Origin of the sequence: Enterobacter cloacae complex sp. IR5402 (genome assembly GCF_049238125.1) — a bacterium.
GTDB lineage: Bacteria > Pseudomonadota > Gammaproteobacteria > Enterobacterales > Enterobacteriaceae > Enterobacter > Enterobacter hormaechei_C.
Window position 1 is genome coordinate 556,736 of sequence record NZ_JBMKHO010000002.1, and the last position, 13,795, is coordinate 570,530.

General features: G+C 56.2%; 8 protein-coding genes and 2 tRNA genes. 5 read left to right on the forward strand and 5 right to left on the reverse strand.

Features of this window, described 5'->3' with window-relative positions:
• Positions 1–25: 25 nt before the first annotated feature.
• Together ACOTXL_RS05760 and ACOTXL_RS05765 are read right to left on the reverse strand one after the other, a co-directional pair.
• On the reverse strand, positions 26–3,088 hold the full coding sequence (locus ACOTXL_RS05760) for an efflux RND transporter permease subunit (protein ID WP_045350293.1): 3,063 nt from the start codon (positions 3,086–3,088) through the stop codon (positions 26–28).
• Positions 3,088–4,173: an efflux RND transporter periplasmic adaptor subunit gene (locus tag ACOTXL_RS05765; protein WP_176687076.1), complete on the reverse strand. Its 1,086-nt coding sequence runs from the start codon at positions 4,171–4,173 to the stop codon at positions 3,088–3,090. The genes ACOTXL_RS05760 and ACOTXL_RS05765 overlap by 1 nt, the downstream gene beginning before the upstream one ends.
• 472 nt (positions 4,174–4,645) lie before the next feature.
• Between ACOTXL_RS05765 and ACOTXL_RS05770 the strand changes: the two genes are divergently transcribed.
• The 3 genes from ACOTXL_RS05770 (at position 4,646) to ldtA (ending at position 8,804) form a co-directional block, all read left to right on the forward strand.
• Positions 4,646–5,077, forward strand: a complete 432-nt coding sequence (locus ACOTXL_RS05770; protein WP_003859525.1) for a universal stress protein — start codon at positions 4,646–4,648, stop codon at positions 5,075–5,077.
• 47 nt (positions 5,078–5,124) lie between these two features.
• Positions 5,125–7,818, forward strand: a complete 2,694-nt coding sequence (locus tag ACOTXL_RS05775; RefSeq protein WP_045350295.1) for a cation-transporting P-type ATPase — start codon at positions 5,125–5,127, stop codon at positions 7,816–7,818.
• 62 nt (positions 7,819–7,880) lie between these two features.
• Positions 7,881–8,804 (forward strand): L,D-transpeptidase, encoded by a 924-nt coding sequence (gene ldtA / locus ACOTXL_RS05780; RefSeq protein ID WP_032659287.1) that lies wholly within the window; start codon positions 7,881–7,883, stop codon positions 8,802–8,804.
• Between the two features lie 92 nt (positions 8,805–8,896).
• Here ldtA and ACOTXL_RS05785 read toward each other — a convergent pair.
• Positions 8,897–8,972, reverse strand: a tRNA-Asn gene (locus ACOTXL_RS05785).
• Positions 8,973–9,292: 320 nt separating this feature from the next.
• On the opposite strand from ACOTXL_RS05785, the gene nac reads away from it, so the two are divergent.
• Positions 9,293–10,210, forward strand: a complete 918-nt coding sequence (gene nac, locus ACOTXL_RS05790; protein WP_003859531.1) for a nitrogen assimilation transcriptional regulator NAC — start codon at positions 9,293–9,295, stop codon at positions 10,208–10,210.
• Positions 10,211–10,306: 96 nt separating this feature from the next.
• Positions 10,307–11,257: an HTH-type transcriptional regulator Cbl gene (gene cbl / locus ACOTXL_RS05795; RefSeq protein WP_045350296.1), complete on the forward strand. Its 951-nt coding sequence runs from the start codon at positions 10,307–10,309 to the stop codon at positions 11,255–11,257.
• A 99-nt stretch (positions 11,258–11,356) separates the two neighbouring features.
• On the opposite strand, the gene ACOTXL_RS05800 is transcribed toward cbl, so the two are convergent.
• Positions 11,357–11,432 (reverse strand) — tRNA-Asn (locus tag ACOTXL_RS05800).
• A gap of 167 nt (positions 11,433–11,599) precedes the next feature.
• Complete coding sequence (locus tag ACOTXL_RS05805) at positions 11,600–13,789, reverse strand: TonB-dependent siderophore receptor (protein ID WP_023324924.1); 2,190 nt, start codon at positions 13,787–13,789, stop codon at positions 11,600–11,602.
• Positions 13,790–13,795 lie beyond the last annotated feature (6 nt).

Sequence of the window (13,795 nt, forward strand, 5' to 3'; positions counted from 1 at the left end):
TTGATGATATTCAGCCCTGTCGCATTCATTGTTGTTCAGCTTTGTCCTTACGATGGAAACACGCGTAAATTACGGGGAGTACCAGCAGCGTCAGGATTGTAGCAAACCCAAGCCCAAACATAATCACAACGGCCATGCTCTGGAAGAACACATCCAGCAGCAGAGGGGCGAGGCCTAGTACGGTCGTAAAGGCGGTGAGGAGGATGGGACGCAGGCGCGACGTGGCGGCGTAAACGATCGCACTGTGCTGATCCTGCTGCGCTTTCTGCTGTTCTATCTCTTCCACCAGCACAATGCCGTTGCGGATCAGCATCCCGCTCAGGCTCAGCAGGCCAATCAACGCCATAAAGCCAAAGGGGATGCCGGTAATTAAAAACCCCGGCGTCACGCCGATCAGCGCCAGCGGCACGGTCAGCCAGATAGCGACGGCGTTTTTCACCGAACTGAACATCAGCACCGTGATCACAAACATCACCAGATACCCGATCGGCAGCGTGGTAAATAGCCCCTGCTGCGCTTCGCTGGAATTCTCCGCGTCCCCGCCCCATTCAATGCTGTAGCCGTGAGGCAGGGGCAGGGCATCTATTTGCGGCTTCACGCGGGCGAGAATATCGCCGGACGTTTGCTGGCTTAGCGGGTCAGGGTCGGTCTGCACGGTCAGCACGCGCGAGCGGTCGCGACGCAGGATCAGCGGATCTTCCCACTCCAGCGCGAAGCCGCTGACGACGTTGCTCAGCGGAATATACTGCTGCCGGGTCTGGCTCCAGACCAGGACGTTGTTCAGGTGGTTGGCGTCCACCCGCTCGCTTTCCGGCGGGCGCACCACCACGGGTAACAGATCGCTTCCTTCTCTGTACAGGCCTGCCCGGCTGCCGGAGAAATTCATCTCCAGTGCGTTATCGACGTCCTGCTTATCCACGCCAAGCTCACGTCCGAGCGCGGTGACGTACTGCGGGCGGATCACTTTGCTGCGGTTTTGCCAGTCGTTCCTGACGCTGTCCGTCGCCGGATCGCGCGTAAGAATGTTGTCTACCTGGCTGGCGATCAGACGCAGCCTGTCGGGATCGGGGCCTTTAATACGCACTTCAATAGCGCTGTCGCCGGAGGGGCCAAACATCACCCGCTTCGTGCTGGCGTTAACCTGCGGATAGTTCCGGGCGATGTACTCATCAACGTGGCGGGTCAGGGCGGGGATGTTACGCTGGTCGTCCATTCTCACCATGATTTGCGCATAGTTGCTGTACTGCCGCTGTCCGCTGTAGGTCAAAATAAATCGCATACTTCCCTGACCAATCGTCGAGACCGTGGTTTCCACTCCAGGCTGGCCGTTAATGGTTTTCTCGATATCACTGGTCATCTTCTCGGTCCATTTAATGTCGGTACCGTAAGGGAGCCAGAGGTCGACAAAGAAAATCGGCGTGCTGGAGGAGGGGAAGAAGTTCTGCCGCACCGAGCCAAAGCCCCAGATGGCGGCTGCCAGCAGTGCGGCCATCACCACCAGCGTTGGCGCTTTACGCCGTAACAGCGCGTTGAGCACCGCCTGATAGATCCGATAGATGCGTTTGTCATAGGGATCCGTTTCGTCAGCCTCTGGCGGCGCAGCGTCCCGTTTAAACAGCCACCATTTGATCAGCACCGGTGTAATGGTGAGGGCAGAGAACCAGCTCAGCATGAGCGAAATCAGCAGAACCTGAAACAGCGACTTACAGTATTCGCCGGTAGAGTCCTGCGACAGCCCGACGGGCGCAAAGGCCAGGATGGCGATCACCGTCGCACCCAGCAGCGGCAGCGCAGAACGGCGAATAATGTTGCTAATGGCGTTCATCAGGGACGAGCCCTGCTGCCGGGCTATCAGTACCCCTTCGACAATAACAATGGCATTGTCGACCAGCATGCTGAGGGCGATGATCAGCGCGCCCAGTGAAATGCGCTGTAGTTCAATACCCCAGAGATACATGATCAGCAGCGTACCCAGCACATTAAGCGCGAGGGAAAAGGCGATAATGATCCCGCTGCGTAAGCCCATAAAGATCAGCAACACACCGACGACAATCGCCAGCGCCATCAGGAAATTAATGATAAATCCGTTGACGGAATGCCCGACCTCCGCCGCCTGATCGTAAAACAGGTCGATGTGGATACCTGCCGGTTTCTCGGCTGACATCTGCTCAAGCTTCGCCTCCAGGGCATCTCCCACGTCGATCACGTTAACGCCGGGGATAAAGGAGACGCCCATGGTGACGGCTTTTCTGCCGTTGGCATGGTAGATGCTGGCAGGGGAGGCATCCAGCCCGCGTGACAGGGTGGCAATATCCCGTAAGCGGGTAGCCGCCCCAACGCCCGGCGGGGTCACGATGAGATCGGCCAGCTCGTCAATACTTTCGAATTCACCGGTAGGATGCAGACGAATTGACTCAGTACCGGAGGGGATCTCTCCCGCGCTGGAGACCACGTTCAGCCTGCTGAGCTGGGCAGAAAGCTGGTTCAGCGTTATCCCGCGCGCGGCCATTTTGCTCAGAGAAATATCCACGTTAATCTGCTGGGTGAGGGTTCCGCCGATGGCCACTTTGCCCACGCCTGGCACGAGGACCAACTCCCGGCGCAGCTGCTCGGCATACCGGACCAGTTCCGGATTGCTGAATTCATCGCCGGAAATGGCAAAGAAAAAGCCGAACACATCGCCAAAATCGTCATTCACAAACGGGGTCACTACGCCGGGTGGAAACTGTCGGGCGGCATCTCCCACCCGGCGACGCAGTTCATCCCAGATTTGCGGCAGCGCATTTGAGTGGTAGCGCGAGGCTATATTGACCGTGATCTGCGACAGGCCGCTGGAGGAGATGGAGCTGACGTTATCCAGGTAAGGTAATTGCTGAAGCGCGTTTTCCAGCGGCAGGGTGACCTCTTCCTCAACCTGCTGCGCCGACGCGCCCGGATAATGGGTGATCACCACCGCCGTTTTGATGGTAAACGCCGGATCTTCCAGTCTGCCGATGTTCAACAGGGCAATAATGCCACCTACGCCCAGCAGCAAAATCGTCAGCCAGACGCGAACCGGGTTGCTGATAAACTGACGAGAGATATCCATTATAGTCCCCGTTCACGCGTCCAGATACGTACCGGCTGGTTGGGATGTAACTCCCCAACGCCTGCGGCCACCACGCGTTCACCCGCCTTAAGCCCACCGACGATGATGACCCCCTCAGCGCTGACTTGTCCCACGCTGACCTTACGATCTTCAAGGTGCAACGTATCGCCTTCGCCCGTCACCACCCAGACGTGTGGCTCATTGCGCGGGCGGTTATCCGGGTTAAAGACCGCTTCAACCGGCACCACCAGCGCCTCACTGCCGACGCCCGCCGGTAGGTTGGTTAAATTGATGGTGACCGTTCCGCTGACGCCGCCCACGACGGGAAAATCATCCGGGCGGGGCATGGTTAAAATTACCTGCCAGGTCAAAGTGTTGCTGTCGCTACTGCCTGAGTGCTCTTTGTACACAGCGGTAAACTCGCGACCGGGCAGGGCGTTGATCTTCACTACCGGTTTGTACTGCGCATTGCGAATATCGAAGGTGTTAAACAGGTTCTCTTGAAGGCTGAACACCACGTCCAGTAGATCGGTACGGGTCAATGTGACGACGGGCTGGCCGGCTGAGACGACCTGATGGTTTCGCACATGTACGCTGGCCGCTGTCCCGCTAAAGGGGGCGACGAGCGTCATCTGACTCAATTCTTCGCGTGCAATCTGAAGCGCGGCGTTTGCAGAATCGCGGTTTGCGCGCTGGACATCCATCTCGGCCTTCGACACGGCCTGGCGTCCTGCCAGGGTCTGGAAGCGGTCGAATTGCCGCTGAGCCAGGGTCGCCGCCGTTTGCCTGTCGTTCAGACGCTGCCGGGCTTCGCGATCGTTAAGACTGGCGAGCCGTTGCCCCTGTTTGACAACGACACCCTGGCGAATGTCCAGGGTCTCAATCTGCCCGGCACGTTTGAACGCAAGATCCGTGGCGTCGCCGGATTCGATACGGGCGGGAAAGACGCGCTGCTGCGCGTTGCCAGCCTTCACCACCTCTGCGACTTTTACCATTTTCGGCAGGGGCGCGGCGCGGTCGGATTTCGGATCGCACGCCGTCAGCAGCAATAAAACAGCAGGCAGAAGAGAGAGGTAGCGCTTCACAGTATTCCCCTGATAATAATTGTTTTATTTATTTCGTCATCAATGCTGGGGTGGCGCTATTCTGCCAGGGCCGAGACGACCACATAGGTAAATAAACCGATTGCTGTGCTGGCGATAATGGCGAGCGCAATAAACAAACCAAGGCGAATCAGGCTTAAACCGTACATGCATTCCTCCATGAGGTTGAAGGTGGCGCGGGATAAAGAGAATGAACGTGTTGCATGCCTGACTATGAGCATAGTCGGTGAATAAATAAATGTTAAATAACCATTATTAGTGGCGTGACATACTCAGGCGAAACAAGCGTTACAATAGCGTATCCCCTTTGAATAACATCCTGATATTCCTGTGCTACGTTTAATAGCATCCATTCCTTTTTTCCGTAAAAGGCATTCACGCCTGTACCCATGGGGTTGATGCGATCTCTCCTGATTCACTCACTGTTGTGTTGGTTATAAAAAGGATGCTTGATATGTATAAAACGATTCTGGTGCCGGTGGATGTATACGAAACAGCGTTGTCTGATAAAGCGCTACAGCATGCCCAATTCCTGGCGCAAAGCGCATCGGGTAATGTCCATCTGCTGTACGTTATGCCAAAGTTCTCGGCGGAACTGACCCGCGGTTTTATTGCAGACGCGAGAAAGATGGATGAATATATGATTAATAATGCTAAAGAAAAACTGGCTGCGCTGGTAAAAAAAATCAACCTGCCGGAAGCAAATGTCCATCTGCATGTTCGCAGCGGGAATATACGTGATGAGGTAATCAAACTGGCGGATGAACTTAACGTCGGTGCGATTATTGTGGGATCGCGTAATCCCAATATTCAAACCCATTTATTAGGGTCAGAGGCGGCGAGTATCGTTCGTTATGCGCATGTTCCTGTTTTCGTTATTCGTTAATGACATGAAAGCAAGGTGATTTCTGAAAAGAACCCGAGGAAGGAACGATGATAACAGAAAAGCCTCACCGCCCGTATTATCAACAGACCGTTGATGAAACCCTGACAAATATCCAATCCAGCCTCGACGGACTCAGCAGTACAGAAGCGACCGCCAGGCTGGAAAAATACGGCGAAAACGCCTTACCGCAAAAACCGGGTAAACCCGGCTGGCTGCGCTTTCTGGCCCATTTCAACGATGTCCTTATTTACGTCCTTCTGGCGGCGGCGCTGCTGAAGCTGATAATGGGACACTGGGTGGATATGTTTGTCATTCTTGGGGTGGCTATCATTAACGCCCTGATTGGCCATATTCAGGAGAGCAATGCGGAGAAATCGCTGCAAAGCATTCGTAATATGCTCTCCAGCGAGGCTGTGGTCATCCGGCAGGGCAACCATGAAACTATCCCGACGACAGCGCTGGTGCCCGGAGATATCGTGGTGATACGCGCCGGGGATCGCATTCCTGCCGATCTTCGCGTGATAGAGGCGCACAACCTGCGGGTGGAAGAAGCTATTCTCACCGGCGAATCCACGGTAGTGGAGAAAAGCAGCGATGTGCTCAGCGGCGAACTCCCGTTAGGTGACCGTTACAATCTGCTGTATTCGGGCACCACCGTCAGCTCCGGCGGGGGAAAAGGGCTGGTGGTGGCAACCGGTGGGGAGACCGAACTCGGCCATATCAACCAGATGATGTCAGACATTGAAAAACACCGTACCCCGTTGATGGTGCAAATGGACAAGCTCGGCAAGACCATTTTTATCACCATTCTGGTGATGATGCTGGCGCTGTTCGTTTTCAGCCTCATCTTCCGCGATATGCCCGTTTCAGAGCTGGTGCTGTCGCTGATTAGCCTTGCGGTGGCGGCGGTGCCGGAAGGATTACCGGCCATTATCTCGATCATCCTCTCGCTGGGCGTGCAGGCGATGGCGCGTCGCAAGGCGATTATTCGCAAGCTGCCTACCGTGGAAACGCTGGGGGCGATGACGGTTATCTGCTCGGATAAAACCGGCACCCTGACCATGAATGAGATGACGGTAAAAGCGGTGATTACCGCGGACACCACCTACCGCGTGGAGGGAGACAGTTACGAGCCGGTGGGCGCTATTCACCCTGTTGACGATCCAACACCGGTCACCGTGACCCAGGGGTCTGTGCTTGAGCGCTATCTGCGCACCGTCGATCTCTGTAATGACAGCCAGCTGATCAAAGATGAGCAGGGGCTGTGGAAAATCACCGGCGGGCCCACCGAAGGCGCGCTGAAGGTGCTGGCGGCCAAAATCCCGCTTCCGACAATTGACGCCGAATTGCGCAGTAAAATCCCATTCGATTCGCAATATAAATACATGTCCACCCTTTATCACCTGGGCGACGAAGAGGTGATGTTAATCACCGGTGCGCCGGACGTCCTTTTCCGTCTTTGCCAGCACCAGCAGACCCAAAACGGGCTGGAGCCGTTCAACCTGCACTATTGGGAAGAGAAGATTGAAGAGTATGCGCGCGAGGGATTGCGCATGGTGGCTGCGGCCTGGAAACCGGCCGCCAGCGGGCAGCGCGAGCTGACGCATGCGGATCTGCAAGAAGGGGTCATACTGCTCGGCATTGCGGGCATGATGGATCCCCCGCGCCCGGAAGCCATTTCGGCCATTGCCGACTGCTTGCAGGCGGGCATTCGCGTGAAAATGATTACCGGGGATCATCCACAAACGGCGATGAGCATTGGACAGATGCTGGGTATTGGCAACGCGGCGAGCGCCATTACCGGGCGCGAGCTGGAGGCGATGGACGACCACCAGCTGAGCGAGGCGGCGCAAAAATACGATATCTTTGCCCGAACCAGCCCGGAAGATAAATTCCGCCTGGTGCAGGCGCTGCAAAGTAAGCAGGAAGTGGTCGGAATGACCGGGGACGGGGTGAACGATGCGCCTGCGCTGAAGCGGGCGGATGTCGGCATCGCGATGGGGATCAAAGGTACTGAAGTCACCAAAGAAGCCGCCGATATGGTGTTAACGGATGATAACTTTGCCACCATTGCCCGGGCGGTCCATGAAGGGCGTCGGGTCTACGACAACCTGAAAAAGACCATTTTGTTCGTTATCCCGAGCAACATCGCCCAGGCCCTGCTGATCATTATTGCCCTGCTGGCGGGGAACCTGATCCCGTTAACACCGGTACTGATCCTGTGGATGAACATGGCAACCTCGGCAACGCTGTCGTTTGGCCTGGCGTTTGAAGCGGGTGAGAAGGACATCATGAACCGGCCGCCGCGTAAGTCTAACCTGCATGTGATGGACGGATATGCCATCTGGCGAGTGGTGTTTGTCGGACTGATGATTGCCATCAGCGCCTTTGTGCTGGAGGCCTGGCTGCAACCACGCGGTTACTCGCCGGAGTTCATCCGCACCGTGTTGCTGCAAACGCTGGTCACCGCCCAGTGGTTTTACATGCTCAACTGCCGCGTCACCGACGGTTTCTCCCTGAGTAAAGGTCTGCTGGCTAATAAGGGGATATGGATCGTGAGCGGCGTACTTCTGGCCCTTCAGCTTCTGATCATCTATGCGCCGTTCATGCAAATGCTGTTCGGTACCGAAGCGCTACCGTTCCGCTACTGGATCATTACCTGCCTGATTGGGTTTGCGATGTTCATGATTGTTGAAGCAGAAAAAGTCCTTACCCGGAGATGGCGCACGACGAAAAGATGACTGAATGAGCAGGCTAAGCCTGCCCACCGGCAGGCTTTCTCTTTGACTGAGTACAGAACACTATGATTCGATTTGCCTCGTTCGTTTTTACGCTTGGTATTCTGGTTCCCGCTGCATCTGCTGTAACCTACCCCCTCCCTCCCGAGGGCAGCCGCCTGGTGGGGGCGCCGATCACCATCACCGTGCCTGAGGGCAATACTCTGCCGCTCGAAGCGTTTGCAGCGCAGCACGGACAGGGGTTGAGCAATATGCTGGAAGCCAACCCGGGGGTGGATCCGTTTTTACCGCGAGCCGGAACACAGCTTGCGGTGCCGCAGCAGCTTATTCTGCCGCCAACGGTGCGCGAGGGAATTGTGGTGAACGTCGCGGAAATGCGACTTTACTATTATCCACCCGGCAGCAACACGGTTGAGGTGCTGCCTATTGGCATCGGTCAGGCCGGGCGCGAAACGCCGCGTAACTGGGTAACCGCCGTTGAGCGCAAACAGGAAGGCCCAACCTGGTCACCCACGCCAAATACGCGACGCGCTTACGCGAAGGAAGGGAAAACGTTGCCCGCGTTCGTTCCCGCCGGGCCGGATAACCCGATGGGGCTGTATGCCCTTTATATCGGCAGGCTGTACGCGATCCACGGTACCAACTCAAATTTCGGCATTGGTCTGCGCGTCAGCCAGGGCTGCATTCGCCTGCGTAATAACGATATCAAATACCTGTTCGATAACGTTTCGGTGGGGACGCGGGTACAGCTTATCGATCAGCCCGTAAAAGTGACCACGGAGCCGGACGGTAGCCGTTGGGTAGAGGTTCACGAGCCGCTTTCACGCAATCGCGCGGAATTTGAATCGACAAATAAGGTGCCGCTGCCCATTTCAGCCGCACAAAGGACGCAGCTGATAAGTGAAGGGGCGGGCGCTGAACTGGAACGGCGGTCGGGGATGCCGGTGAAGCTTGCTATGACTGGTAGCGCTTCGCTTGCCGGGCCTTGAGTACCGTAGGTCGGGTAAGCGGAGCGCCACCCGACAAACTTACCGAACGCAGAAAAGCAAAAAGCCTGCTTTAAAAGCAGGCTTTTCAAATTTGGCTCCTCTGACTGGACTCGAACCAGTGACATACGGATTAACAGTCCGCCGTTCTACCGACTGAACTACAGAGGAATCGTGTGAACGGGGCGCATATTATCGACCTCCATACGCCTTGTCAAAGGATGGATCGCCCACTTCAGACTGTTTGCTGACAAAACCAGCAAAGTGACGTTTTTGCCAACGGAATGCACCATCATTGTGCAGATATACCCCGAATGGGGCAGATCGGAAACCGTTGTCCCCATCTCAAAACAGGCATCAGTGATTGGCTTTCCTTATTTTCAGCCGCTTAGCAGAGACATACACCCGCTGCAAAAAACTGGCATCCATATTGCAAAACCTGTTTAACAACACAGCCGTTACCGGCACGCTATTTTCGAACAGGGGGCAACATGAACTTAAGACGACTGAAATACTTCGTAAAAATCGTCGATATCGGCAGCCTGACCCAGGCGGCTGAAGTGCTGCATATCGCGCAGCCTGCGCTGAGCCAGCAGGTCGCGACTCTGGAAGGCGAAATGGACCAGCAACTGTTGATCCGCACCAAGCGCGGCGTAACGCCTACCGAAGCGGGAAAAATTTTATATACCCATGCCCGCACGATCCTGCGTCAGTGTGAACAGGCGCAGCTGGCCGTGCACAATGTGGGTCAGACCCTGAGTGGCCATGTCTCCATCGGGCTGGCGCCGGGAACGGCCGCATCGTCGGTAACCATGCCGCTGCTTCAGGCGGTGCGCGCAGAGCTACCGGAAGTGCTGGTTTATCTGCATGAGAACAGTGGTTCCGTGCTCAATGACAAACTGCTCAACGGTCAGCTGGATATGGCGGTGCTGTACGATCGCTCCCCGGTTGCCGGGATCACCAGCCAGCCGCTGCTGAAGGAAGATCTTTATCTGGTCGGTACCCGTGATTGCCCTGGCCAGAGCATTGATTTAACCGCTGTGGCAGAGATGAACCTGTTTCTGCCGCGCGACTACAGTGCCGTGCGCGTGCGCGTTGACGAAGCGTTCTCGCTGCGCCGTCTGACGGCGAAGATCATCGGCGAGATTGACTCCATCTCCACGCTGACTGCCGCCATTGCCAGCGGCATGGGTGTAACGGTTCTGCCCGAGTCTGCCGCACGTTCACTGTGCAGCGCGGCAAACGGCTGGATGGCCCGTATCACCACGCCATCCATGAGCTTACCGCTGTCGTTAAATATGTCCGCGCGCGGCTCCCTGTCACCGCAGGCGCAGGCGGTGAAAGAGATCCTGATGTCTCTGGTCAGTAAGCCGTCGCTGGAAAATCGCGAGCTGCAACTGGTCAGCTGATATTCCAAATACGCATAAGATGCTGGTTTTTATTATTTGTTCTCCAGCCCGGCTGACTCTAACAATAGCCTTATGTCAGATGCGCCGGAGTGAATTGTGAATTTCCAGCAACTTAAAATTATTCGTGAGGCGGCCAGGCAGGATTACAACCTGACCGAAGTCGCCAATATGCTTTACACCTCTCAGTCGGGCGTCAGCCGGCATATCCGCGAGCTGGAGGAGGAGTTAGGCATTGAGATTTTTATCCGTCGCGGCAAGCGCCTGCTGGGTATGACCGAGCCAGGCAAGGCATTGCTGACCATCGCTGAGCGCATTCTCAACGAGGCCAGCAACGTTCGCCGGCTGGCGGATCTCTTTACCAACGACGCTTCCGGTGTGCTGACTATCGCCACCACCCATACACAGGCGCGCTACAGTCTTCCGACGGTTATCAAAGCATTTCGTGAGATCTTCCCGGACGTACGTCTCGAACTGATCCAGGGCACGCCGCAGGAAATCGAAGTGCTGCTGCATAACGGCGGGGCCGATATCGGTATCGCCAGTGAACGGCTGAGCAACGACCCGCTGCTGGTGGCGTTCCCGTGGTTCCGCTGGCACCACAGCCTGCTGTTACCCGCCGATCACCCGCTGAATCAGGTTTCGCCGTTGACGCTGGAAGAGATCGTCAAATGGCCGCTTATCACCTACCGGCAGGGCATTACCGGGCGCTCGCGCATTGATGAAGCGTTCAAGCGTAAAGGGCTCACGCCGGACGTGGTGCTGAGCGCGCAGGATTCCGACGTGATCAAAACCTACGTCGAGTTAGGGCTGGGGATTGGCCTGGTGGCCGAGCAGTCTGGCGGAGAATATGAGGCCGGAAATCTGGTGCGTCTGGATACGCGTCACCTGTTCGATGCGAATACCGTCTGGCTGGGGCTAAAGCGCGGGCAGCTTCAGCGTAACTACGTGTGGCGTTTTATTGAGCTATGCAACGCGGGCCTGTCGGTGGATGAGATCAAACGCCAGGTGATGGAGCCGGAAGAGGTGGCGATTGATTATCAGATTTAGTCGCTAATCAGTAGGCCGGGTAAGGCGCAGCCGCCACCCGGCAAATTTACCGAACCCACAAAAGCAAAAAGCCTGCTTTAAAAGCAGGCTTTTCAAATTTGGCTCCTCTGACTGGACTCGAACCAGTGACATACGGATTAACAGTCCGCCGTTCTACCGACTGAACTACAGAGGAATCGTGTGAACGAGGCGCATATTATCGACCTGCGTGCGCCTTGTCAAAGGGGAAAACACCGTTTTTGTTCGTTTGTCGACAATTTCAGCAAATCGATGATTTAATAGCAAATTTGCTTTCAAATTGCACAGCAAATCGCGCCGCCCGCAGACAGGCGGCGCGCAGGATCAGAACAGAACGGAGTAGTTCAGACCAAACGTACGTCCACGGCCTTTATAAGTATAAAGACCCGGTGCGCCGTAGGTTGGGCTATACAGCCCCGGTGCGCGCTGGCCCCAGGCGGTGGTGTAGTCTTTGTCCAGCAGGTTCTCCACGCTGAAGCTGACTTTGCCCACCGGCAGGGCGTAGCTACCCAGGAAATCAACGGTGTTATAGCCATCAATCTTCTTACCGTCGGCGTCAGACACGTCAAAGGTTTGTGTGCTCTGCACGCGTAGCGTCCAGTCGCCCGGCGCCCAGTTGACCCATGCGCTGGCTTTAGACGGGCTGGCGCTGTCGACCGTCAGCTTCTCCCATTTACCGTTTTCACGCGTTTCGGACTTGATGGCGTTAAAGTTCGCCCCGGTGCTCCAGTCGCTGTCGGTGAAGAAATAATCCACCTGGCCTTCAACCCCATAGATACGACGTTTGTCGTCCTCCAGGTTGATGGTCATGTCGCTCTTGTTGATGGTGATGGTTTTATCCGAGAGCGAGTAGTATGCCGCCACCTGGGTACGCAGGTTATCGCCGGTGAAGCGCCAGCCGAGCTCGTAAGCATTGACCTTAATCCCGTCCAGCGTTGAGTCGTTCACATTGACGCTGTTTTGCAGACGATAGTGACCATCGACCAGCTGATAGGTGCCGGAGCCGTAGTACTTCGCCAGGTCCGGGATCTCGAAGCCCTGGGAGAAGTTAAACCACAGCTGTTGCTGTTCGGTCAGACGTCCAAGGATCCCGGCGTTAAACAGGAAGTTGTTGTAGTCGGTTTTCCCGCCCGGCACCGCGTCAGCGGAGGTGGCTTTGCCCGTGGCGATTGCCTGCTGCTGGGCGTAACCGACAAAATCGTCCACCTTGTTTTCGGTGTACTGATAACGCACGCCGCCGCTCAGGGTGATGGCGTCAATGTCATAGCTGGCTTGCAGGAACGGCGCGAGGTTGGTAATGCTGTAACCCGGATAACGGCCCACATTGTAGGCATTGTCCAGCTCCATGCCGCCGCTCGCCGCCGCTTTGCTTAAGTCGAAGAACTGCTGGTTGGCATCGAACGTTTCATGGTCGGCATCCACGCCCCAGGTGAGGGTCAGGTCGTCCATCGGCTTGCTGTTCAGCGTCAGCTTGCCGCCGTAAAAATCGGTTTTCTGCTGGGACGCGCCAATGCTGGTCACCGCGCCTTTGCTCAGCGTCGGGAACGGGTAGTAGGTCAGACTCTCATCACGGTAGTAAATCTGCGCAACCAGATCCTGACCCCAGAAATCGGTGTTCGAGTATTGCAGGTTGATCAGGTGACGCTCTGTGCCCGGGATACGGTCAGAGTTCAGGTTGTCTTTGTTATAGGCTTTGGCATCGCCCGTGACCGCAGCGAAATTCTCCCCAAGGAACAGGCCGTGCTTGCCGTCAGATTCGCTCTTGTAGTACTGCGTGGTTAACTGGAGCTGCTGATGATCGTCGATGTTGATGGTGCCTGTCCCCATCACGTCGATACGGTCGGAATACTGCAAGCCGGTCTGGGTGTTATCGATAATCACCTCGTCGCCGTTGCCGTCATACCAGCCGCCGTAGCGCTGATAGGAGACCGACAGACGACCAGAGGCGTTGTCATTGCCGCCGCTCACGGCTGCGGAGACGTTCTCATCATGGTCGTTATGGCTGTTAAACCCGCTTTTTGCCCCGGTCTGGAACTCCACTTCGGTCTCCGGCTGGCCTTTTTTGGTGACGATGTTCACCAGCCCGCCGGTACTGCCGCCGCCGTACAGCGAGGTGGCGCCGGAGATCACTTCGATGCGGTCAATGTTGAACGGATCGATAGAGTCGAGCTGGCGGCTGTCGCTGCGGGACGAGTTCAGACGTACGCCGTCCACCATCACCATCATGGAGCGACCGCGCAGGTTCATGCCGTAGTTGGTACGTCCCTGGCTGCTGACGTCCATGCCGGGGATCAGCTGGGCCAGAACGTCTTTAATCTCTTTCCCGCCCTGAACCTGCTGCTCAATTTCCGCCCGCTCAATAACCCAGGTGGTTTGCGCCATCTCTGCCACGCTGCGATGTGCCCGGCTGGCGGAGACCACAATATCTTCTTCCTTTTGTTCTTCCGCCCACGCAGAGGTAGAAAGCATGGCAAGCAAGCACGGATTTAAAACCCAAAGATGAGAACGTTTCATTGTTAT

Bases quoted from the DNA above. Each gene is read 5' to 3' on its own strand.
- ACOTXL_RS05760 (WP_045350293.1), bottom strand. From the start codon at position 3,088: ATGGATATCTCTCGTCAGTTTATCAGCAACCCGGTTCGCGTCTGGCTG.
- ACOTXL_RS05770 (WP_003859525.1), top strand. From the start codon at position 4,646: ATGTATAAAACGATTCTGGTGCCGGTGGATGTATACGAAACAGCGTTG.
- ACOTXL_RS05775 (WP_045350295.1), top strand. From the start codon at position 5,125: ATGATAACAGAAAAGCCTCACCGCCCGTATTATCAACAGACCGTTGAT.
- ldtA (WP_032659287.1), top strand. From the start codon at position 7,881: ATGATTCGATTTGCCTCGTTCGTTTTTACGCTTGGTATTCTGGTTCCC.
- nac (WP_003859531.1), top strand. From the start codon at position 9,293: ATGAACTTAAGACGACTGAAATACTTCGTAAAAATCGTCGATATCGGC.
- ACOTXL_RS05805 (WP_023324924.1), bottom strand. From the start codon at position 13,789: ATGAAACGTTCTCATCTTTGGGTTTTAAATCCGTGCTTGCTTGCCATG.